General features: G+C 43.2%; 26 protein-coding genes. 21 read left to right on the forward strand and 5 right to left on the reverse strand.

Features of this window, described 5'->3' with window-relative positions; translation table 11 throughout:
* Window positions 1–562: 562 nt before the first annotated feature.
* The 3 genes from MHB45_RS02790 to MHB45_RS02800 all read left to right on the forward strand — a co-directional run bounded on the left by MHB45_RS02790 (window position 563) and on the right by MHB45_RS02800 (window position 2,379).
* Complete coding sequence (locus MHB45_RS02790) at window positions 563–841, forward strand: hypothetical protein (protein ID WP_048678721.1); 279 nt, start codon at window positions 563–565, stop codon at window positions 839–841.
* 99 nt (window positions 842–940) lie between these two features.
* Complete coding sequence (locus MHB45_RS02795; RefSeq protein ID WP_153246089.1) at window positions 941–1,102, forward strand: hypothetical protein; 162 nt, start codon at window positions 941–943, stop codon at window positions 1,100–1,102.
* 14 nt (window positions 1,103–1,116) lie between these two features.
* Complete coding sequence (locus MHB45_RS02800; RefSeq protein ID WP_048678724.1) at window positions 1,117–2,379, forward strand: pyridoxal-phosphate-dependent aminotransferase family protein; 1,263 nt, start codon at window positions 1,117–1,119, stop codon at window positions 2,377–2,379.
* Between the two features lie 284 nt (window positions 2,380–2,663).
* On the opposite strand, the gene MHB45_RS02805 is transcribed toward MHB45_RS02800, so the two are convergent.
* The 3 genes from MHB45_RS02805 to MHB45_RS02815 are packed head-to-tail and all read right to left on the reverse strand — an operon-like array spanning window position 2,664 to window position 5,025.
* Window positions 2,664–3,110 carry a PaaI family thioesterase gene (locus MHB45_RS02805; RefSeq protein ID WP_048678729.1) on the reverse strand — a complete coding sequence of 149 codons (447 nt, stop codon included), beginning with the start codon at window positions 3,108–3,110 and terminating at the stop codon, window positions 2,664–2,666.
* Window positions 3,111–3,124: 14 nt separating this feature from the next.
* A complete protein-coding gene (locus MHB45_RS02810; protein WP_048678731.1) occupies window positions 3,125–4,675 on the reverse strand; it encodes a solute symporter family protein in 1,551 nt (516 codons plus the stop codon).
* Window positions 4,672–5,025: a DUF485 domain-containing protein gene (locus MHB45_RS02815; RefSeq protein ID WP_048678734.1), complete on the reverse strand. Its 354-nt coding sequence runs from the start codon at window positions 5,023–5,025 to the stop codon at window positions 4,672–4,674. Before MHB45_RS02815 ends, MHB45_RS02810 begins: the two co-directional genes overlap by 4 nt.
* A 264-nt stretch (window positions 5,026–5,289) precedes the next feature.
* On the opposite strand from MHB45_RS02815, the gene MHB45_RS02820 reads away from it, so the two are divergent.
* The 15 genes from MHB45_RS02820 (at window position 5,290) to paaX (ending at window position 17,274) form a co-directional block, all read left to right on the forward strand.
* Entirely contained in the window at window positions 5,290–6,618 is a 1,329-nt protein-coding gene (locus tag MHB45_RS02820) for a phenylacetate--CoA ligase family protein (protein WP_048678737.1), read from the forward strand.
* A 23-nt stretch (window positions 6,619–6,641) separates the two neighbouring features.
* Window positions 6,642–6,779: a hypothetical protein gene (locus MHB45_RS02825; protein WP_153246090.1), complete on the forward strand. Its 138-nt coding sequence runs from the start codon at window positions 6,642–6,644 to the stop codon at window positions 6,777–6,779.
* A gap of 49 nt (window positions 6,780–6,828) precedes the next feature.
* A complete protein-coding gene (locus MHB45_RS02830; RefSeq protein ID WP_048678740.1) occupies window positions 6,829–7,068 on the forward strand; it encodes a ferredoxin in 240 nt (79 codons plus the stop codon).
* Between the two features lie 128 nt (window positions 7,069–7,196).
* Entirely contained in the window at window positions 7,197–8,153 is a 957-nt protein-coding gene (paaA, locus tag MHB45_RS02835; RefSeq protein ID WP_048678742.1) for a 1,2-phenylacetyl-CoA epoxidase subunit PaaA, read from the forward strand.
* 18 nt (window positions 8,154–8,171) lie between these two features.
* Window positions 8,172–8,531: a 1,2-phenylacetyl-CoA epoxidase subunit PaaB gene (gene paaB, locus MHB45_RS02840; protein WP_048678746.1), complete on the forward strand. Its 360-nt coding sequence runs from the start codon at window positions 8,172–8,174 to the stop codon at window positions 8,529–8,531.
* Window positions 8,521–9,321 (forward strand): 1,2-phenylacetyl-CoA epoxidase subunit PaaC, encoded by an 801-nt coding sequence (gene paaC / locus MHB45_RS02845; RefSeq protein ID WP_048678749.1) that lies wholly within the window; start codon window positions 8,521–8,523, stop codon window positions 9,319–9,321. Before paaB ends, paaC begins: the two co-directional genes overlap by 11 nt.
* Before the next feature lie 24 nt (window positions 9,322–9,345).
* Window positions 9,346–9,843, forward strand: a complete 498-nt coding sequence (gene paaD / locus MHB45_RS02850) for a 1,2-phenylacetyl-CoA epoxidase subunit PaaD (protein WP_048678751.1) — start codon at window positions 9,346–9,348, stop codon at window positions 9,841–9,843.
* An 18-nt stretch (window positions 9,844–9,861) separates the two neighbouring features.
* Complete coding sequence (locus MHB45_RS02855; RefSeq protein ID WP_034314904.1) at window positions 9,862–10,167, forward strand: EthD family reductase; 306 nt, start codon at window positions 9,862–9,864, stop codon at window positions 10,165–10,167.
* Complete coding sequence (locus tag MHB45_RS02860; RefSeq protein ID WP_048678754.1) at window positions 10,164–10,940, forward strand: enoyl-CoA hydratase/isomerase family protein; 777 nt, start codon at window positions 10,164–10,166, stop codon at window positions 10,938–10,940. The genes MHB45_RS02855 and MHB45_RS02860 overlap by 4 nt, the downstream gene beginning before the upstream one ends.
* 10 nt (window positions 10,941–10,950) lie before the next feature.
* Window positions 10,951–11,724, forward strand: coding sequence for an enoyl-CoA hydratase-related protein (locus tag MHB45_RS02865; protein WP_048678757.1), 774 nt, complete (start codon window positions 10,951–10,953; stop codon window positions 11,722–11,724).
* Window positions 11,725–11,747: 23 nt separating this feature from the next.
* Window positions 11,748–13,268 (forward strand): aldehyde dehydrogenase family protein, encoded by a 1,521-nt coding sequence (locus tag MHB45_RS02870; protein ID WP_048678761.1) that lies wholly within the window; start codon window positions 11,748–11,750, stop codon window positions 13,266–13,268.
* A 118-nt stretch (window positions 13,269–13,386) separates the two neighbouring features.
* A complete protein-coding gene (locus tag MHB45_RS02875; RefSeq protein WP_340907329.1) occupies window positions 13,387–14,259 on the forward strand; it encodes a 3-hydroxyacyl-CoA dehydrogenase in 873 nt (290 codons plus the stop codon).
* Complete coding sequence (locus MHB45_RS02880) at window positions 14,256–15,464, forward strand: acetyl-CoA C-acyltransferase (protein WP_072272514.1); 1,209 nt, start codon at window positions 14,256–14,258, stop codon at window positions 15,462–15,464. Before MHB45_RS02875 ends, MHB45_RS02880 begins: the two co-directional genes overlap by 4 nt.
* A 66-nt stretch (window positions 15,465–15,530) precedes the next feature.
* Window positions 15,531–16,307 (forward strand): enoyl-CoA hydratase-related protein, encoded by a 777-nt coding sequence (locus MHB45_RS02885; protein ID WP_048678772.1) that lies wholly within the window; start codon window positions 15,531–15,533, stop codon window positions 16,305–16,307.
* Between the two features lie 85 nt (window positions 16,308–16,392).
* Window positions 16,393–17,274 carry a phenylacetic acid degradation operon negative regulatory protein PaaX gene (paaX, locus tag MHB45_RS02890; protein WP_095391064.1) on the forward strand — a complete coding sequence of 294 codons (882 nt, stop codon included), beginning with the start codon at window positions 16,393–16,395 and terminating at the stop codon, window positions 17,272–17,274.
* Between the two features lie 64 nt (window positions 17,275–17,338).
* On the opposite strand, the gene MHB45_RS02895 is transcribed toward paaX, so the two are convergent.
* Window positions 17,339–17,851 (reverse strand): gamma carbonic anhydrase family protein, encoded by a 513-nt coding sequence (locus tag MHB45_RS02895; RefSeq protein WP_048678776.1) that lies wholly within the window; start codon window positions 17,849–17,851, stop codon window positions 17,339–17,341.
* 82 nt (window positions 17,852–17,933) lie between these two features.
* On the opposite strand from MHB45_RS02895, the gene MHB45_RS02900 reads away from it, so the two are divergent.
* On the forward strand, window positions 17,934–18,899 hold the full coding sequence (locus MHB45_RS02900) for an NAD(P)H-dependent flavin oxidoreductase (RefSeq protein WP_105718791.1): 966 nt from the start codon (window positions 17,934–17,936) through the stop codon (window positions 18,897–18,899).
* 210 nt (window positions 18,900–19,109) lie between these two features.
* On the opposite strand, the gene MHB45_RS02905 is transcribed toward MHB45_RS02900, so the two are convergent.
* Window positions 19,110–19,244: a YjcZ family sporulation protein gene (locus tag MHB45_RS02905; protein ID WP_063577172.1), complete on the reverse strand. Its 135-nt coding sequence runs from the start codon at window positions 19,242–19,244 to the stop codon at window positions 19,110–19,112.
* Window positions 19,245–19,459: 215 nt separating this feature from the next.
* On the opposite strand from MHB45_RS02905, the gene MHB45_RS02910 reads away from it, so the two are divergent.
* A complete protein-coding gene (locus tag MHB45_RS02910) occupies window positions 19,460–20,203 on the forward strand; it encodes a metallophosphoesterase family protein (protein WP_072272515.1) in 744 nt (247 codons plus the stop codon).
* 98 nt (window positions 20,204–20,301) lie between these two features.
* Window positions 20,302–20,430 (forward strand): hypothetical protein, encoded by a 129-nt coding sequence (locus MHB45_RS02915; protein ID WP_318260538.1) that lies wholly within the window; start codon window positions 20,302–20,304, stop codon window positions 20,428–20,430.
* Window positions 20,431–20,621: the final 191 nt, after the last annotated feature.

Genomic DNA, 20,621 nt, shown 5'->3' on the forward strand with positions numbered 1-20,621 from the left:
TTAAATTCATGAGGCTTAGCTTAGTGTCATATCTTAACTTCTACCAGTAATTCATACGGGGCTTCGGATTAAAATAAGTGATTATTCGATAAAATGGGGAACTAGTGATCACGATCACTTGTTCCCCATTTTGGTCTAATTCTTTATAAAAAGAAAAAGCAAATAAAACATATGTGAATTAGATGTAACAAAGATAAGACATCATCTTTTTAGGTTTGCAGTCCATCAAAAGTTAATTTGGCTGGCATAAGTAGAACTAGTTTCCTAATTTATCAAAAATACCAGTCAATATGATAAGGAGCTGACTTTAGCAAAAGTTCTTTTGATCATAGAAATCTGTATATATACACATTATTGGTTGTCTTTCAGTTGGTTATTTTGCACAAAAAAACACCGAAATACTAACAAAATTGTCAATGAAGTTAAATGCGAAAGCAAGTAAAATAATAGATGACATAAATTTTGTGAATGTTCATGACATCAAAGGCTATTGCGAAGGGAAGCGATATGATGGGCAATCAAAACGAAAAATTAATAGATGAAAAGGATGATGTTGCGTTCGATGATAGAATGGTTAGCATTTTTCGGGGAAACAGAGAGTAATGGGGTGACCCGGATATTATATTCCAAGGAAAGGATGAGCGCTCAGCAGGCAATGAAAGCTGAGGATGGGAAAAAACTTATTATATATTTTGATAGTGTATGCTTTAGGGGGGCCTCCGGTGGAATCAATCTGACCAGTTCCCATATGGAAACGGACAAGGATGGGGGGAATATGGCGGCGCATATGGGGGCGTCAGCCATATTGTCGGCAGCGCCTTTATACGGTGAAAATCATTAAGAGTGATCATGCGGGCACCACTCCCATTCATACAGGAAGGATGCTGTCGTCTGGCTTCGGAATTCAATGTTCCGAACGGCATCGGTGAGGAAAAGGTTTTTGAAAGGTTTTGTAAGGACACTTTTCGACTCCCGATTCCCTGGCAAAGAAAGCGGAAATGAAGCTGGGGGTTCACAATGGATGGATGTCAAACCTGTTGCGATGGATATGGATCAGGGAATCGGATTTTTGAATGAAATATTTTATAAAATAGCCTATTGAAGGAGTTGGTAAAAATGGCATATTCAGAATTGAATGCACCGATGAGAACGATCATGACACCAGGACCGGTCGAAGTTGACCCGCGTGTTTTAAGGGCGATGAGCACACCGATATTAGGGCAATTCGATCCTGCATTCACCACTATCATGAATGAAGTGATGGAAATGCTGCGTTTGGTTTTTCAAACGAAAAATAAATGGGCGTTCCCGATTGATGGCACCTCAAGATCCGGTAATGAAGCGATTCTTTGCAGCATCATTGAGCCGGGGGATAAGGTCCTGGTTCCTATATTCGGAAGGTTCGGTCATTTATTGGTGGAGATCTGTGAGCGATACGGAGCTGAAGTCCATACGATGGAATGTCCTTGGGGAGAAGTGTTCGAACCGCAAGCAGTCATTGCGGAAATCAAGAAAGTCTCCCCAAAAATAACAGCAATCGTACATGGGGAAACCTCCACTGGTTGTATGCAGCCTTTGAAGGAAATCGGGCGGGCCTGCCGTGAATTGGGTGTCCTGCTTGTTGTGGATGCGGTTGCCTCCATCGGGGGCACCGATGTTAAGATGGATGAATGGTGTATTGATGGATTGATAGGAGGGACGCAAAAATGCTTGTCCGTTCCTTCCGGTATGGCACCGATTACTTATAATGAGCGAATAGAAGAAATCATCCAGTCCCGCAAAAAGGTGGAACGTGGTATTGCCACGGATGAAGAAAACCAACAGGTTTCGCTCAGCCGTCCGATCGCCAGTAATTATTTCGATTTAAGCATGCTGCAGGATTATTGGGGACCGCGTCGTTTGAATCATCATACAGAAGCAACTTCCATGATTTATGCGTTACGTGAAGGATTGCGCCTTGTGCTCGAAGAAGGTCTGGAAACGCGCTTTGCCCGTCATGAACTCCACGAAGCAGCTCTCGTTGAAGGGATCAAGGCAATGGGACTAATGTTATTCGGGGATGGGAAAAACAAACTTCCGTGTGTAACTTGCATTGAAATTCCAAAAGGAATCGATGGTGAAGCTGTAAGAGACATGCTGTTGAATGAATTTGGCATCGAAATCGCTTCCTCATTTGGTCCGCTTCACGGGAAAATCTGGAGAATCGGGACCATGGGATTCAGTTGCAGGAAAGAAAACATCCTGTTTGTATTGGCCTCCTTGGAAGCTGTCCTTTTGCGCAAGGGGTTCCAAGTTAATCGGGGAGAGGCTTTGCAGGCTGCACTGGATGTATATGTAGGAAAGAAGGAGAAAATGGTAGCATCACAACGGTCTCTTTGAATAATGGATGTCCATGTGGATTTCAGCAAATCTGGCCATGATCATCGGGAAGGCATAGAGGGAAAACCGCTTATCAGACGGATGGGATAAGTGAACGGGAGTGCGGGGAGCCGTTAATAGTGATAGGTTCCAGTATTGCGGTCAATAACTAAAGAAGGGTTATAAAATAGAGGAGGGGGATTCCAATCGGGAATCCCCCTTTTTTTCCTATGCGTACGTATCCTTGGCAAATCAAGGGAAAGGAAACCGGACAAATGGATTGCTTGTCCGGTTTCAAACGTTACTTATTCAACTTGGTCGACGAAATATTGATTTTTCCTGAATACCATCGCTTCCATGGTTGCAATCAATTCCCTTTCATTTAACACGTCTATTTTATACCAGGCCAGTTTATGGTTTTTCTTGATCTCTTCCGCTCTGGCAATTAAAGTCTCCCCCCGTTTGCCAGCTGATAAGAAATTGATGTTGTTTGAAACGCCAACCGCTATTTTGCCATATGAATTGCTGGCTGCTGCGAACACGTAATCAGCAAGTGAAAAGATAATGGCACCATGAACCGTTCCGTGGCTATTTAGCATGTGGTCACTTGGAATCAATTCTGCTTCCGCTGTGCCGGGACCGAGTTTCGTCAATCTCATCCCTAGAAAAGAAGCATATGGTTCGTCGACCAGTACTTGTTTGATTTGATTGTAATGCAATTCGTGAATATCCTTATCTAAATGTGTGGTCATGGAAATCCCCCTTATTAATGGTCTTTTGCTGAACTTATCCCATATCCGGTGTTTGATTTGAACAGTACTTCAGCAAAACTGTTTTCCTCATCTTTTGCCTTTGACAAGATTGTGCCTAAATAAGCTCCAATAAAGCCGAGCGGCACGGTGAAAATGGTCGGGTTGCTCATCGTGAAGAGGGAATCGCCTGTGAAAATCCCCATTCCAGGTTCCGGATTCCATACATTGGGGCTAAGCATGACCAGTATGATGGAGCTGAGTAACCCGCATGACATTCCTGTGATCGCTCCGGTTGAGTTGAAACGTTTCCAATATATTGTGCAAAGGATGATCGGTAAATTGGCACTGGCAGCAATCCCAAGCGCGAGGACTGAAAGAAAAGCGACATTCATTGATTGTGCGAATAAAGCAAGTAGAATCGAAATGACCGCTACGCCGACAGAAGCCAATCGGGCAACGAGTACTTGCTGTTTTCCCGTAATATTTCCATCCTTGATGATTTCACCGTATATATCATGTGCAAAAGCGGATGCCGATGTTAAAACGAGACCGGATACAACCGCTAAAATCGTGGCAAATGCTACAGCAGAAACGAATGCGAATAAAAATTCACCGCCTATGGTCAATGCAAGAAGAGGAGCGGCCATGTTTCCAGCCGGGTTTGCATCGACGATCCGCTCAAACCCGACGAAAGATGCAGCGCCGAAACCAAGGAAAATCGTCATGATGAAAAATACCCCTATAAACCATGTGGAATATACGACGGATTTCCTTGCAGTAGCTGCGTCCTTTACTGTAAAGAAGCGGACGAGTAAATGCGGAAGGCCGGCTGCTCCAAGGACAAGCGACATATTAAATGAAATCATGTCGAGTCCATCGGTGTATTTATTTCCTGGATTCAAAAAATCCTTTCCGAGCGGTGTTGCAGTTTGGACATGATGAAACATCTCTGAAATGTTGAAATTAAAACGTGAAAATACGATGAACGTCAACACAGCAGAACCGCCTAGCAAGAGAACCGCTTTGGTGATCTGCACCCAGCTTGTCGCTGTCATCCCTCCGAAAATCACATAAATCGTCATCAGTACACCGACAAGAAGAACGGATAGCCAATAATCGATGCCCAGCAAGAGTTTAATTAATCCTCCTGCACCGACAAGTTGGGCAATCATGTAAAAGATTGAAATGACAAGTGTGTTAGCCGCAGCTATCCCTCGCACTTTTTTTGATTTGAAGCGTGCTGAAATCATATCTGCCAGCGTAAACTTACCTAGATTGCGTAGTGGTTCCGACACAAGATACAATAAGACAAGAAAGGCAACAAGGTTCCCGATGCTCATGTAAAAGCCATCAAAACCAATCAGTGCGATTGCACCCGTAATTCCGAGGAAAGATGCGGCTGACATAAAGTCACCTGCCACGGCCAATCCATTCTGCCATGCTGTCAATCCGCCGCCGGCCGTATAAAAATCACTGGCATTTTTTGTCTTCTTAGAAGAGTAATAGGTTATAGTAAGCGTTAACAAGATGATGCCCAAAAAAAGCGTGAGGGATAAAATGCTCATTCGCCAAGCTCCTTCTCATATTTATTCAAGATATTTTTAGCCATCTTGTCGTACTTCGCTGCTTTTTTTATATAGACGATTCCCCCTATCCATACGACGGCAAATTGGAGGAGTGCGTATACCCAAGCCCAAGTAATATGGAAGAAGGCTTCGCCTTTCAACACTTCGCTATAAGCAGCTAAAATTGGCAGAACAAAATAAAAAGCAAGAAAAAAGAGAGTGACAGGTACGATGAAAGCTTTTTTTCTTTGGATTAGTTCCTTGAATTCTTCTGTTTCAATTAATTGACGATACTTATTTCCTCTGTCATGTCCTGATGGCGAATGCCCAGTTTTAGCCTGTGATTCCATGGTAAGCCCCCTTTTAGTGTAGTACGATTTTAAAACGAGTGTTTGATAAAATGATATATCATTGTTAAAATTAACATAGTCTGAAAATTTAGTAAATTAGTATTTTGTCTATTCATCCATTTTATCTGAATTATAAAAACATGATTGACAACGTAGAAATGACGTATTAATCTTGAACTAAATCATAACAATAATTTAATCTTCGTTTTATTACTGTTATGAATGTCGGTTGGATCAATAGTAAAATTGAGGGGGACTGAAAAAATGTACAATCCGGAAGTTGAAACGGCTTCGCGTGCTGAAATGGAAAGTCTACAAATGGCACGCCTAAAAAAAACGATTAGCCATGTTTATGAAAATGTACCTTATTACAGAGAAAGGTTTAGAGAGATGGGCCTGGAACCAGAAGATATTCAAACTCTAAACGATGTGATAAAGCTTCCCTTTACAAAAAAACAGACGCTTCGTGATCAGTATCCATTCGGTTTATTTGCCGTTCCGATGGAGGATGTAACACGCATTCATGGTTCATCCGGAACGAGCGGAAAGCCTACAATTGTCGGGTATACAAAAAATGATTTGGAAAACTGGGCAACAATCGTCGCACGTGGAATTGTAGCTGCAGGAGGCCGCAAGTCAGATATTTTCCATAACGCATATGGATATGGTCTGTTTACAGGGGGCCTGGGCTTGCATTGCGGGGCAGAAAAGCTAGGAGTTGCGACAGTACCCATTTCAGGGGGGAATACCGATAGGCAGATTACGATCATCAATGACTTTAAACCGCGAGGCATTTGCGGAACGCCTACTTATATTTTGAATATCGCTGAAAAGATGGAAGAGATGGGAATCGATCCTGCTGATAATGGGCTTGAGTATGGGATTTTCGGAGCTGAGCCATGGTCGGAGGCGATGAGGGCAACACTTGAAAGGAAACTGAAATTGAAAGCCATCGATATTTACGGATTAAGTGAAATCATGGGGCCGGGAGTGGCGATTGAATGTCATGAAGCACAGGATGGACTCCATATCGCAGAAGACCATTTTCTTGTCGAGGTCATTAATCCGGACACGCTTGAACGGGTTGAGGACGGCGTAGATGGGGAACTTGTCTTTACCAGTCTTACAAAGGAAGCGCTTCCAATCATTCGTTACCGTACAGGTGACATCGCCTCAATTACACATGAACCGTGTAAATGCGGGCGTACGACAACTAGAATGTCCCGTGTTAAGGGCAGAACGGATGATATGATCATTGTCAGGGGAGTGAATGTATTTCCATCTGAAATAGAGCGTGTGTTATTCCAAATGGAGGGAATTGTGCCGCACTATCAGATTCATCTGGTTAAGAAGGGAAATATGGACGGTGTTGAACTGCACATTGAAATTGAAAGCGGTTTCTACAGGGAGATTGAAGAAGACTTAACGCATGGGAATGTAGAGATATTAAGGAAAACGATTCAGCATCATTTGAAATCAGCATGTCTTGTCACGATGGATATTGTTGTCAACATCCCAAAAAGCATTCCCCGATCAGAAGGAAAAGCGATTCGTGTCGTTGATAAGCGGAAGGATGAAGTCATTCGTTTATAAATGCCATACCATGAACATGCATGTTGAAACCGGACGATTCTGTCGTTCAGTTCTTTCCAGCTGAAGTATCGATTGGAATAAGTGGAGCTGAAGAAATTGAACAAGTAAACGCCATACATAAAGCGGATGCAATCGTGTTTAAATATCGGTTTATCTCTTAATGGAAGAGAAGATGGAGCCAATCATGAAATGCAGAAGGAGGAGGGCCTCTTGTCAAAATATACAGTTGTGGATCAAGAAACTTGCATTGCATGTGGTGCATGCGGTGCCGCTGCACCTGAAATCTTTGATTACAATGATGAGGGAGTGGCATTTGTCATCCTGGATGAAAATGAAGGAACTGCAGAGGTCGCGGAAGGTTTATTTGATGATCTGGATGATGCAGTGGAGGGTTGTCCGACAGATTCAATCAAAGTGGAAACTTCGCCCTTTAAAGTTTTAGTGGATTAAAAGAATCAAATAAACCCAGAAAACTTCCTTTTATTTTAAAAAAAAGACAGAATAGTCTTGCATTAAATATAACAGTAAAATATAATAACGTTATATAAACGTTATATTAGAAAAAAGAGGTGATTTGGATGAACGTTCTTTTAAATGATATGGCAGGAGAAGAAAAGCTAAATCAATTCATTGCCAGAATCGAAGCGGGAGAAAAGATAGAGGCGGATGATTGGATGCCGGAAGAATACCGGGGCACTTTAATCAAATTAATATCGATGCATGGAATCAGTGAAATCATGGGGGCGCTTCCAGAAAAGGAATGGGTACCTAAAGCCCCGACCTTAAATAGGAAACTTGGAATCATGGCAAAGGTGCAGGATGAAATGGGGCATGGGCAATTATTGCTTCGCGTCGCCGAGGATTTGCTAAAGCCTTACAGTAAAAAACGGGATGACCTCATGCAAGATTTGTTTAAAGGAGATTTAAAGTTTCATAATGTTTTCCATATGGAAGCCAAATCCTGGGGCGATGCTGGATTGATTGGCTGGCTGGTTGATGGTGCAGCCATCATTTCCCAGACGAACATGCTTGGCGCCTCATATGGACCTTATGCCCGGGCATTACAGAGGATTTGCGCGGAAGAAGTTTTTCACGCGCAGCATGGTGAAGCGATAATCATGGCTTTGGCTGAAGGGACGGAAGAACAAAGGAAATTGGTTCAAGACTCCATCAATTATTGGTGGGAATCTTTATTACTTTTCTTTGGACCTCCCAGTAAGAATGAAGTGGGCACATCCAAACAGGATATAACGATTAAGTACAAAATCAGAACCAGTACGAATGAAGAACTTCGACAAGCTTTTTTTTCCAAATATGTGAAGCGGATCCTTTCACTTGGCTTCAGCATTCCAGATGAAACGCTTAGGTTTGACAAAGAGTCTGAAACCTGGATTTACCAACAACCCGATTGGGGGAAATTGAAGGTGTTCGCAAGGAATGAAGGTCCCCGTTCGCAGGATCGCTTAAGTCTTCGAAGAAATTCTTATGAAAAAAATAAATGGGTACGCGAGGCATTGGCGCCAAAGGTCATTTAAGGGAGGGGGAAGGACGATATGGAAACTAGACAAGGAAATTACTTTGAAGAATTTGAAGTATTCAGCCGTAAAACCCAATCATCACCCGTTCAATACCACTTCAGCCTGCTGGCGCCGAATGAGGATATCGCCATCATGATGGCACAAGAAAACTTCATGAGACGTGAATCGGTTGATGATATCTGGGTCGTGAAAAGACGGAATATACGGAAAATGACGGCCGAGGAAAAGAAAACGCTTCAACGTATCGATAATAAAGACTATAGGACCACAAAAGGGTACGGGTATTTAAAGAAAAAATGGCGGAAGTATGAGCAGGGAATGCTCGATGAAAAAGAGATAATGTCTTGGGCTGGAGGTGTGAAAAATGAGGAATGAATCATTGAAGGACATCGCAATCAAGGAATTGCTGCTTCAACTGGCGGACGATGACTTCATCCATTCATACCGTGGTGCAGAATGGTTGGGACTCGCACCGCATATCGAAGAAGATGTTGCATCCGCCTCGATATCCCAAGACACGATGGGGCATGCAGCCATTTATTATAAGTTACTTGATGAACTCGGTGAAGGGGATGCTGATAAGCTGGCTCATGACCGTCCCGCCAAGGAACGGCGCAATGCGATCATTCTCGAATTGGTCAATGGTCCTGGTCACTATATGAAAGATCCGGATTATGATTGGGCGTTTGCGGTAGTGCGGAATTATTTTTATACCCAAGCCAAAGCAATTAAGGTTCAATCCCTTCATTCATGTTCATATGAACCGCTTGCTGAAGTGGCACAAAAGGTACAGATGGAACTTTACTATCATTTGATGCACTGGAAAACCTGGTTCGTCCAATTGCTGGGATCTGGTCACTTGGAAGCGGTTTCGAGAATGAAAGCGGCGATCGGAAAAACAATGCCCGATTTTGCTGGCGTATTTTCACTGGGACAATATGGGGAGGAAATGGTTGAGCTCGGCTTGATAGAGGGCGAAGCTGACTTACAGAAAAAATGGATCGAGGCCATTACCCCAATTTTTGAAAGTGTAGGCTTGGCAACAACTATTGAAATAGGCATGGCAAGAGGTGATGGCCGTAATGGCCAGCATACGGAAGATTTGGAAAAGGCGCTAAAAACGTTAAGTGAAGTATACGCAACAGATAAAGCAGCTTCATGGTAATTCAATAGAAAGGGGAGGGGTACCATGTCGACCGTACAGTTAAACACAGAAGAAATATATAAGCTCCTGGAAGACGTTAAAGATCCCGAAATCGATACAGTAAGTATATTGGATTTAGGGATGGTTCAAGACGTGACGGTTTCGGGCCAGGACGTCTCGGTAAAAATGCTGCCAACTTTTCTAGGGTGCCCGGCATTGTCGATCATTCAAAAAAATGTGGAAACAGCCCTTAAACAGCTGCCTGCCGTAAAAAATGTAAGTGTGGAATTTTTACGTTCCCCTTCCTGGACATCCGATCGAATTACGGAAAAGGGGAAAGCTGGATTAAAGGTTTTCGGAATCTCCCCTCCTCCTCGACAAATGAAAAGTGATGGATCATGGCATGTGGACTGCCCATATTGTGAATCGACATATGTAACGATGGAAAATATCTTCGGTCCTACGGCCTGCCGCAGCATTTTATATTGTAGAGCATGCAAAAATCCGTTCGAAGCGATGAAACCGATGATAAAACTTATCTAATAAAATGGAGGTTATAAAATGGTAAAGTTAATCGCCCTATACAAACAACCTGAAAACAAGGAAGAGTTCGATGAGCACTATTTCAATGTACATGGCCCGATAACGGAAAAAATTCCTGGTCTTCAAAAAATGGAGGTCACTAAAATTGTAGGGACCCCAATGGGCAAAGACTCTGAGTATTACATTCTTTGTGAAATGTATTATGAAGACCATGATGCATTGCAACAAGGAATGCGTTCCCCGGAAGGAAAAGCATCAGGGAAAGACCTAATGGGCTTTGCCGGGAAACTTGTAACGATGATGATCGGTGAAGAAATAAAATGAATGCGCTTCAATTCATCGAAACGTCAATCGCGGATGGAATTGGTTATATCTCTTTAAATCGGCCTAAGCAACTTAATGCCCTTAACAGGATAATGGTTAGGGAAATAGTTTCGACCATGGAAGAATTCGACCGGGACCCACAAGTGAAGGTGATTTTGCTATCGGGCAATGGAAAAGCATTTTCCGCTGGAGCTGATATTGACGAGATGGTGAACGATGATCCAATCAGTATGGAGTTAACGAACCAATTTGCCGATTGGGACCGAATAAGCCTAGTCAAGAAGCCTGTGATTGGTGCGGTGAAAAGTTTTGTATTCGGCGGTGGTTTTGAACTTGCTTTATCCTGTGATTTCCTGATTGCAGCCAGCGATACCCAGTTTTCCTTTCCTGAAGTGACACTAGGGGTCATGCCTGGTGCAGGAGGAACCCAAAGGTTGACGAAATTGGTAGGCAAGACGAAGGCACTTGAATGGATATTGACGGCTGAAAGGATAAAGGCAAAGACAGCCCTGCAATATGGTTTCATTAATAAGATCGTGGCACCTGAATTGTTAATGGAAGAATCGGTTGATTTTGCTAGAAAGATAGCAAAGCAACCCCCGTTAGCTGTAAGGCTGATCAAAGAATCCATCAATAAGGCCGTTGATTATCCCTTAAATGAGGGCATGCAGTTTGAACGTAAGAATTTCTATATCCTTTTCGCATCAGAGGACCAAAAAGAAGGAATGAAAGCATTTGTTGAAAAAAGGGAGCCAAAATTCACAGGCGGATAAGGGGTGCTCTATGTACGAAACGATCAAATATAGTGTTGAAAATGGAGTTGCTTGGCTTACTTTGAACCGTCCTGATAAACTAAATGCCTTTACGTCCCAAATGAATAAGGAAATACAGAAAGCGATCAAAATATCCGCGGGGGCAGATGAAGTCCGGGCCATTATCGTTACTGGGGAAGGCAGGGCATTTTGTTCGGGGCAGGATTTATCGGATGTTGATGAGGGCATGAATTTAGGCCAGAAGCTGCGTGAGGATTACGGTCCGATGATGGAGCAAATAGCAAACTGTGAAAAACCGATCATTGCAGGAGTCAATGGAGTGGCTGCAGGTGCTGGCTTCAGCCTGGCGCTGGCATGCGATTTTCGGCTTGTTTCTGAAAAAGCCAGTTTTTTAAATGCCTTTGTCAATATTGGATTGATTCCTGATTCGGGGAATCTGTATTACCTTTCGCGAATCGTTGGTCATGCGAAAGCCCTGGAATTATCTTTATTGGGCGAAAAGGTTACGGCTGGCGAGGCGAAAAATATCGGGCTCGCTACAAAAGTGATCGGTGTGGATGAGTGGAACGAGCATTTGAAAGCCTTTGCAGAGAATATCGCAAACAAGCCAACGAAGGCAATCGGATTAATCAAAAGATACTTAGAGGCGTCCTATCATCTTTCATTGGAAGAATACTTAAAAGAAGAAGCGGAGGGTCAGCGCATTGCTGGCTTAACGAAGGATTATGCAGAAGGTGTGGCAGCATTCACTGAAAAAAGGAAAGCTCATTTCATAGGCAAGTAATATAGAAAAGGGAGTGGGATTACATGGTTAGAGTACAAGAGGCGGCATTTGAAAAAGCGGAAATGAAGCGTGATTATTATCATCTGATCATTAATGGGGAAAGAGTGGAAAGCTCGGATGGTTCCACGATTGATGCGTACAATCCTGCGACTGGTGAAATCATTGCCAAGGTTGCAAAGGCGACCAAGGAAGATGCAGAAAAGGCTGTTCAAGCTGCACGTGAAGCATTTGATAACGGGAAATGGAAGAGGACTCCGATTAACAAACGGTCTCGTGTTTTGAACAAAATTGCAGCGATCATGCGTTCACGCTTTAATGAATTGGTTGAATTGGAAGTCCTGAACAGCGGCAAATCCATTTCTGCAGCGCAAGGCCAAGTCATGCAGGCAATTGAAGATTTCGAGTTTTATGCAGGAGCGTTAGTTGCACACCGCGGATCTGTGAATAATGTGCCTGGTCAATTCCATAACTATACGGAAAAAGAGCCAGTAGGCGTTTGTGCCCAAATCATCCCATGGAATTACCCTATGATGATGGCAGCGTGGAAAATTGCACCTGCAATCGCGGTTGGCTGTTCAGTAATCGTTAAGCCAGCCTCGTTAACGCCGCTGACGGCCATTGTTTTAGGGGAAATCTGTTTAGAAGCAGGTGTTCCTTCTGGCGTGGTCAATATCATTCCAGGTCCTGGATCGGACGTAGGGAATTACCTTGTTCAGCATCCGAAAGTGAATAAGGTGGCCTTCACGGGTTCTACGCCAATCGGCAGGGATCTTATGGGCAAGGCTTCACAGACATTAAAAAGGGTCACATTGGAGCTTGGCGGCAAGTCCCCTAATATTGTTTTTGAAGATGCAGACCTTGAAGCAGCCATCGATGGATCATTATATGGAATTTTCTATAATACTGGGCAGTCTTGCGAAGCTAGATCCCGTTTATACGTTCACGAAGACATATACGATGAGTTCGTTGCCAGATTCGTAGAAAAGACGAAAAAATTGAAATTGGGCAATCCGCTCGACAAAGAAACACACATCGGTGCAGTCATAGATCAAGGGCAATTGGATGTCATCGACAATTATGTCCAATCTGCCATTACTGATGGAGCGAAGATCCTGACGGGAGGAAAGCCAGCAGTCATTGAAGGTTTCGAAAACGGTTATTGGTATGAGCCGACGGTCATAGCGAATGTCAATCATGAAATGGATGTAGTGAAAGAGGAAATATTCGGGCCGGTCGTTGTCATAATGAAATTCAAAGATGAAAAAGAAGCTGTGAGGCTCGCGAATGATACGGAATTCGGTTTGGGTTCAGCCCTTTGGACAAAAGATGGCGGGCGTGCAACTAGAGTGGCCAATCAAATAGAAGCGGGAATCGTCATGGTGAATTGCCCATTCTCCGCATTTCCTGGAACACCTTTCGGAGGGTATAAACAGTCAGGATTCGGCCGGGAACTTTGCATTGAGACACTTGATCTTTATACAGAAACGAAAAGCATCATTTCCTACCATGGAAGCCGTCCCTTAAATCCATTTGGAATTCAATAAAACAAAAAAATAGACGGCTGGCTGAACGGTATGTCGGAAAAGTAATTCAGATATGGTTGAATGCTTATCTGATTCATCCGCAGCCAGCCCTATTTATTTTTGAAGGAGGAATGAACGAATGATTAGTAATCTAGTGGTTGTCGGATCTGGTGTCATGGGCAGGGGAATAGCTTATGTAGGAGCAATAGGGGGCTTTAATGTAGTATTGGTGGATGTGAATCAGGATGCTTTGGAAAGTGCAAGAAACGAAATCGATTCCATTTTTGAAAAGGGTTTGCGCTACCAAAAAATTACGGAGGAAGAAGCGGCAGCTGCAAAAAGCAGATTTACCTATTCTGCCAATCTGAAAGAATCAGCAGCATATGCCGACTTGATCATAGAGGCAGTTCCGGAAAAGGCGGAAATCAAGAGGGCAGTCTTCGAAACGATTGAAGTCCATGCAAAAGAAGATTGTTACTTTGCAACCAATACTTCCACGATGAGTCCGACAGAAATCGGTTCTTATGGAAATCGTCCCGAAAAAACGATTGCCATGCATTTTTTCAATCCTGTACAAAGGATGCCGCTCGTTGAGATTGTACGTGGTCTTGAAACAAGCGATGAAACGGCAGCCATAATAAAAGAGGTAGCCGAAAAAATGGGGAAAGAGACCGTGGTCATAAATGAATTCCCTGGGTTTGTTACAAGCAGGATCAGCTGTTTGGTAGGTAATGAAGCGTTCTTTATGCTTCAAGAAGGCTTAGGAACACCAGAAGAAATCGATAAGGCAATAAAGTTAGGGCTGAATTACCCAATGGGACCATTTGAGCTAGGTGATTTGGTGGGATTGGATGCCCGTTTGAATAATTTAAAATATTTACATAGTAAACTGGGTGAGAAATACCGCCCGGCTCCCCTCCTTGAACAGTATGTTAAAGCTGGCAGGCTCGGCCGTAAGTCTGGTAAAGGTGTGTACGATTATACAAAAGATGGCGAGCTGGTGAGGAAATGAAGGATGTAGTGATCATTGATGCTGTGAGAACACCAATCGGAAGATATAAAGGCGCATTGAAAAGCGTTCGCCCGGATGATCTCGGCGCAATTGTAATCAAGGCGCTGATGGATCGCAATCCAGAGCTGCCGCCTGATCAAATTGAAGATGTCATCTTCGGGAATGCAAATCAAGCGGGAGAGGATAATCGCGACGTGGCCCGGATGTCCGCCCTTTTAGCTGGTCTTCCGGTAAATGTAGCTGGAACGACAATAAATCGTTTATGTGGATCCGGATTGGATGCCGTCATGTATGCAGCACGCTCCATTGCAGTCGGTGAAGGCGATATTTATATCGCAGGGGGTACTGAAAGCATGACAAGGGCGCCGTACGTCATGGCCAAACCTGAGAGTGAATTTCCGCGGGGTTCAATGGAGCTTCAGGATACAACGATCGGATGGCGTTTCACGAATGAGAAACTTAAAGAAATGTATGGTGCGGATTCCATGCCTCAAACGGCTGAAAACGTTGCCCTGCGTTTTTCTGTTTCAAGGGAGGACCAAGATCAATTCGCTTATCAAAGCCAGCAAAGGGCGAAAAACGCAGTGGAAAATGAGCGTTTCATTAATGAAATCGTACCTGTTCGATATACGGATCGAAAAGGGAATGAGGTCATTTTCGATAAAGATGAACACCCTCGTCCTGACACGACCATCGAAAAGCTGGAAAAACTCAAACCGATCTTTAAAGGCGGCACTGTAACCGCCGGTAATGCTTCAGGTGTAAATGATGGAGCCTCGGCACTGCTTTTGATGAGTGCAGAAAAAGCACGGGAGCTTGGATTGAAGCCTCTGGCCAAATATGTTGTAGGGGCGGTAGCGGGCTTGGAACCGTCCATTATGGGCCTTGGCCCGATTCATTCCACTAAAAAAGCATTGGAGAGGGCAAGTTTGAAGATTGAAGACATCGGGCTGGTCGAATTGAATGAAGCATTTGCTTCCCAATCCTTGGAGTGCATCCGCCAATTGAAATTGGATCAGGAGAAAGTGAATGTCAACGGAGGTGCAATAGCGTTTGGCCATCCGCTCGGTGCAAGCGGGGCGCGTATTTTAACAACACTCGTCCACGAAATGAAAAAGCGGAAAGTACGCTATGGCCTTGCAACGATGTGTGTGGGCGTAGGCCAAGGCATATCCGCCATTATAGAAAATATTGATAAAGAATGATTAAGCGTAGGGCCCTTATTAATTTTATCTGCATAAGGGTCATTTTTTCAAAAGGGGAGGAGACTCATGTCCAAGGTTATTTATAAAGTGATAAATCAAATCGGCTATATAACAGTGAATCGGCCCGACGTATTGAACTGCTTCGACTATGAGACACTTTGTGAACTGCAGGAAGTCATCGATGCCGTTTATTATGACGGCGATATCCGTGTCGTCATTTTCACCGGTGCAGGGGAAAAGGCATTCAGCGCGGGAGCGGATTTGAAAGAAAGGAAGTCTTTGAATGATGCAGAAGTAAGAAGGAACGTTAAAGCGATACGCGATGTTTTTAATAGTATCGCAGGGCTTCCGCAGCCGACAATGGCTGCCGTCAATGGATATGCATTGGGGGGAGGATTTGAATGGCTGCTTTCATGTGACTTTGCAATTGCTGCGGAAGGTGTTTCTTTGGGGCTCACTGAAACTAGCTGGGCCATTATTCCGGGAGCAGGCGGGACACAGCGGCTGCCGAGATTGATTGGGGAAATGAAGGCGAAGGAATTGATCTTGACCGCTAAAAAATTGACTGCGGAAGAAGCATGTCAATTAGGGATCCTTTTGAAGGTCGTGCCTAGGGATCGTCTTATGTCAGCCTGTGAGGAATTGGCAGACAATATCATGAAGAATGGACCGATTGCAGTCAAACAAGCCAAATATGCGATTGACCAAGGAATGAATACGGACTTGCAAACGGGAATGGCCATAGAAGGAAAAGCCTATGAATTGACCATTCCGACTCAAGATAGATCGGAAGCGCTCCTGGCATTTAGTGAACGGAGAAAAGCGCGATTTACTGGTGAATAATATTGCGCTTTCATTTTAAAAAGATATAATAATTATTATGTCTTCCGTGTGAAAATAGTAACAATGTTAGGACGAGGTGAGAAAGATAGGTACTAATACACAATCCATGATTTTTACGATATACGGCGATTATATCCGTAACTATGGAAGTAAAATCTGGATAGGCAGTTTAATTCGTTTGTTAAAGGAATTCGGCCATAATGAGCAGGGCGTTCGTGTAGCCGTTTCACGAATGGTCAAGCAAGGGTGGATTCAGTCAGAGAAGCAGGGAAATAAAAGCTATTATTTTTTGACTGATCGCGGTGTGCAGAGAATGGATGAAGCGGCCAATCGCATATATAAGATGAAACCGAATGAATGGGACGGTAAATGGCGCATCTTAATGTACACGATCCCTGAAGATAAGCGGCAATTACGGGATGATCTCCGCAAAGAATTATTATGGAGCGGGTTTGGCAGTTTTTCAAGCGGTTGCTGGATTTCCCCCAATGATTTGGAGAAGCAAATCAATCGCTTGATCGAGAAATATGACATAGATGAATATGTTGATTTTTTCATCTCGGAGTACAAAGGTCCAAAAGAAAACCAATCGCTTGTAGAGAAGAGCTGGCAATTAGAAGAGATTGAAAATAAATATGAAGAATTCATCGAGAAATACAGTAAACAATTCATCGTTCATCAAAGCATCATTAGCAGGGGCGAAATGTCCGATGCAGATTGTTTTGTGGAACGAACGAACTTGGTGCATGAATACCGTAAATTTTTATTCATCGATCCGGGCCTGCCAAAGGAACTTCTGCCTTCTAAGTGGAATGGGAATCATGCTGCTCTTTTATTTAGCCAATATTATCAAGTCTTGGCTGAACCAGCAAGCCGTTTCTTTGAAAGCGTATTTCAGGAAAACAATGATTTATGCCGGAAAGATGAAACCTATGATGCCAAGGACCATCCACTTATCATTAAGTGAAAAAGAGCTTCGGCCAGCCGTTAACGACGACTTGCCGAAGCTCTTTTCAAATTCCTTGCAATAATTAATCAAGTATCACCTTGAAGTCTTTCCCTTTTTGAACATATGTATCGATGGAAAGTTGGATCAATTCAAGATCTTTATCATTCAATCGGCGAACCACTTTCCCCGGGGAACCAATGACCAATGAACGTGGAGGTATGATTTTGCCAGAGGAAATCAATGTGTTCGCTCCGACGATGCATTCTTCGCCGATCTCTACATTATCCAATATCGTGGAACCCATACCAATAATGGATCGTTTGCCTATTTTACAACCATGCAGGATGACATTGTGACCGACCGTCACTTCATCTTCAATGACAACCGGGCATCCTTCAAATAAATGAATGGTGGAGTTATCTTGAATACTGCATTTTTCTCCTATTGTAATTGAATCTTCATCACCGCGCAGTACCGCATTGAACCAAATGGTCGATTCTTTCCCAATCGAAATATCACCGATTAAATGAGCACCCGGTGCCACGAAAACGGTATCATCAATGGATGGTTTTTTATTATTGTACGGAATAATCATAGTCTCGCTCCTTTTTTTAAAAAGTCAGAATTGTTTTTCTAATGAATATAGTATAACATTAAATTGACTGGGAGGGATGAAAGTGAAATATATTTGTGAACTTTTTGCGATAAAATATCCAATTATTCAAGGCGGCATGGGGAATATAAGCAATGCAAGTCTAGCGGCTGCAGTATCCAATGCAGGGGGCCTGGGAACCATAGGGTGCGGTACCATGACTCCTGAACAGGTAGAAGCCATCATTCTCGAAACCAAAGATAAAACCAATAACAATTTTGCGTTGAACATTCCAATAAACGTTAGTCCATATACAGATGAGTTAGTGAATCTTGTCCTGAAGCATGATATACCTGTAGTTTCCTTATCTGCAGGGAATCCTGCCCCTTTCATTCCACTATTGCAAAAAAAGAATATAAAAGTGATTGCCATCGTTGCGTCGGTCAAGCACGCACAAAAAGCGCAAGATGCAGGGGCAGATGTGCTGGTGGCAGAAGGGTTTGAAGCTGCCGGCATCAACTCGAACCTGGAAATGACGACGTTTACACTCATTCCGCAAATCAGCAAGCATGTGACGCTTCCCGTTTTGGCCGCTGGCGGAATAGGCAATGGGCAGGGGTTGGCAGCTGCATTGATGCTGGGGGCTTCAGGCGTCCAATTGGGAACCAGGCTGATTGCTACACAAGAAGCACCGTTCCACCCATCATATAAGCAGAAACTAATCGAAGCGATGGGCAATGATACGGTAATTTTGGGCAGATCATTTGGACAGGTCAGGAGGGTATTGAAGGACCCTTATACCGAGAAAGTGCTGGATATGGAGAAGCAGGGACTGTCTCCCGTGAATTATCGTGAAATGACCTCTGAAGTCCATCATATTAATGGAGCGATGAACGGGGATGTTACCAATGGTTTTATGAACAGCGGCCAGGTTGCCGGATTGATTGACGATATACCCACGGTAAAGGAAGTACTTGATGGCATGATGAAAGATGCGAAAAAACATATGGAGGATGGATTGAGCAGGCTCTCTGCCCCTTTTATGATTTGAGTGCGGAAGGTACCTAATTTGCCATCCGTCCATGTCTAGAAGAAGGTTTTCCCTAGGTTAACATCTAAAAATTTATATACCATTCCTCATATTATGTAATAAAAGTTTGAAGAGGGAAAGCCTCTTTGGAATAGTAAAAACAAAAACTAAAAAGTCAATCCATAACAAAAAAGGCGCCATGATCAGGCGCCTTTTTGATTTATGTCATTATTAGCAGCATCCGCCGAAGCCGCCGCCGAATCCCCAACTGCATCCAATGATGATCAGCAAGATGAATAATACGATCAGCAATGCGAATCCGTTATCGAAACCGCCGCCACAACATTCGTTACCATTTCCACCCATTTGATTTCCTCCTCATATATATTATGAATTACATACCTAGCAAAACATCTTTACCGGGAATACTTCATACTATGTATTCTAGGCCGAAGTGTTTGCTTATTCATAAAAAATGGGCGTGAGCAAATCAAGGGATTAAGCCCGAATATTTTTTTGATTTCGTTTTAAATGTTATAATATACCATGTGGATTGTGGAGGAAGGGAGCTGAACTAAGTCATGAAAGTTGCCATTATAACGGATGTGCATGGTAATGCTTCAGCGTTAAAAGCCGTCCTTAGGGATATTGACAAAAGGGAAGAAATAGATCGTCTCTATTGTTTGGGAGATATGGTTGGGATTGGTCCTGATACAAATGAAGTCCTTGAACTTTTATTTTCAAGAAATGATTTGTCGATGATAACTGGAAATCATGATGAAGCTGTCCTGGCCATCATTAACGGGGAGCCGCATCCGGACGGACATATTCATGTTAAGGAGCATCATGAATGGATAGCTGAAAGGATGCAGCGGAAATTCATAAATGAATTGGAAAAATTGCCTCGAACCATACATCATATCATTAATGATCACTCCGTTTACTTCACCCATTATCACATGGAATCGAAGAAATTGGATGAGCACATAAGCCAAAATCCATATAGTAAAATCGTTGAACCGAGTTTAAATAACTTGGAAATGCTTTTCAAAGATCAGCATCACGATTTAATAGCATTCGGACACCATCATCCTATCCACCTTTATAAAAATGACCGAACGATATTCCTGAACCCTGGTTCTCTTGGCTGTAATGGTGAACCAGTTGCTCCTTATGCCATTGTTTCAATTGAAAATGCGGGTATTCAGGTAAAGCTTGAAAAAGTGGCCTATGATAATACATCGTTCCTGTCATCGTACCAAAGCTTACAAGTTCCAGAGCATGAATTCATTATACGTGCCTTCCATGGCGGGCAGCAGGCCTAAGACGTTTATAAAAGGTGAAGTATGGGGAAATGTTGAGCATAAAGGTACATGCCTGCGGATACGCTAATAGGCAAACATCATTAAGCTGGAGGTAGGTCATGAAGGAAAATGAACAGGTAATTCAAGAGCAGGAAGAGATGGAACGGCATAGTCTTGTCTGTAATGATGAATTGTTTAATAAGGATCTGTTTGCCATTGTCGATGATACGATGCAAGAGGATAAATAAACGGGGAAAACGCTGCAGGGAATGTCTGTAGCGTTTATTTTTACTTTGAATTGGTTGAAGGCCGATTTTTATTTTTCATAAAAACTCACTTCCTGCCCGTTTGATCGCTCTTTTTACAGCCAGTGAATACCGGAAGTGAATCATTTGAAACCATTCTGGATTTATCCCATACTATATATAAGTTTCAAATC

The organism is Peribacillus sp. FSL K6-5616 (genome assembly GCF_038008245.1).
GTDB lineage: Bacteria > Bacillota > Bacilli > Bacillales > DSM-1321 > Peribacillus > Peribacillus frigoritolerans.

Excerpts from the sequence above, each read along its gene's own strand:
- MHB45_RS02870 (WP_048678761.1), top strand. The coding sequence starts at position 11,748 with ATGGTTAGAGTACAAGAGGCGGCATTTGAAAAAGCGGAAATGAAGCGT.
- MHB45_RS02855 (WP_034314904.1), top strand. The coding sequence starts at position 9,862 with ATGGTAAAGTTAATCGCCCTATACAAACAACCTGAAAACAAGGAAGAG.
- paaB (WP_048678746.1), top strand. The coding sequence starts at position 8,172 with ATGGAAACTAGACAAGGAAATTACTTTGAAGAATTTGAAGTATTCAGC.
- MHB45_RS02915 (WP_318260538.1), top strand. The coding sequence starts at position 20,302 with ATGAAGGAAAATGAACAGGTAATTCAAGAGCAGGAAGAGATGGAACGG.
- MHB45_RS02790 (WP_048678721.1), top strand. The coding sequence starts at position 563 with ATGATAGAATGGTTAGCATTTTTCGGGGAAACAGAGAGTAATGGGGTG.
- MHB45_RS02860 (WP_048678754.1), top strand. The coding sequence starts at position 10,164 with ATGAATGCGCTTCAATTCATCGAAACGTCAATCGCGGATGGAATTGGT.
- MHB45_RS02815 (WP_048678734.1), bottom strand. The coding sequence starts at position 5,025 with ATGGAATCACAGGCTAAAACTGGGCATTCGCCATCAGGACATGACAGA.
- MHB45_RS02805 (WP_048678729.1), bottom strand. The coding sequence starts at position 3,110 with ATGACCACACATTTAGATAAGGATATTCACGAATTGCATTACAATCAA.
- paaC (WP_048678749.1), top strand. The coding sequence starts at position 8,521 with ATGAGGAATGAATCATTGAAGGACATCGCAATCAAGGAATTGCTGCTT.
- MHB45_RS02810 (WP_048678731.1), bottom strand. The coding sequence starts at position 4,675 with ATGAGCATTTTATCCCTCACGCTTTTTTTGGGCATCATCTTGTTAACG.
- MHB45_RS02800 (WP_048678724.1), top strand. The coding sequence starts at position 1,117 with ATGGCATATTCAGAATTGAATGCACCGATGAGAACGATCATGACACCA.
- paaA (WP_048678742.1), top strand. The coding sequence starts at position 7,197 with ATGAACGTTCTTTTAAATGATATGGCAGGAGAAGAAAAGCTAAATCAA.
- MHB45_RS02885 (WP_048678772.1), top strand. The coding sequence starts at position 15,531 with ATGTCCAAGGTTATTTATAAAGTGATAAATCAAATCGGCTATATAACA.
- MHB45_RS02880 (WP_072272514.1), top strand. The coding sequence starts at position 14,256 with ATGAAGGATGTAGTGATCATTGATGCTGTGAGAACACCAATCGGAAGA.
- MHB45_RS02905 (WP_063577172.1), bottom strand. The coding sequence starts at position 19,244 with ATGGGTGGAAATGGTAACGAATGTTGTGGCGGCGGTTTCGATAACGGA.
- MHB45_RS02895 (WP_048678776.1), bottom strand. The coding sequence starts at position 17,851 with ATGATTATTCCGTACAATAATAAAAAACCATCCATTGATGATACCGTT.
- MHB45_RS02820 (WP_048678737.1), top strand. The coding sequence starts at position 5,290 with ATGTACAATCCGGAAGTTGAAACGGCTTCGCGTGCTGAAATGGAAAGT.
- MHB45_RS02865 (WP_048678757.1), top strand. The coding sequence starts at position 10,951 with ATGTACGAAACGATCAAATATAGTGTTGAAAATGGAGTTGCTTGGCTT.
- MHB45_RS02875 (WP_340907329.1), top strand. The coding sequence starts at position 13,387 with ATGATTAGTAATCTAGTGGTTGTCGGATCTGGTGTCATGGGCAGGGGA.
- paaD (WP_048678751.1), top strand. The coding sequence starts at position 9,346 with ATGTCGACCGTACAGTTAAACACAGAAGAAATATATAAGCTCCTGGAA.
- MHB45_RS02910 (WP_072272515.1), top strand. The coding sequence starts at position 19,460 with ATGAAAGTTGCCATTATAACGGATGTGCATGGTAATGCTTCAGCGTTA.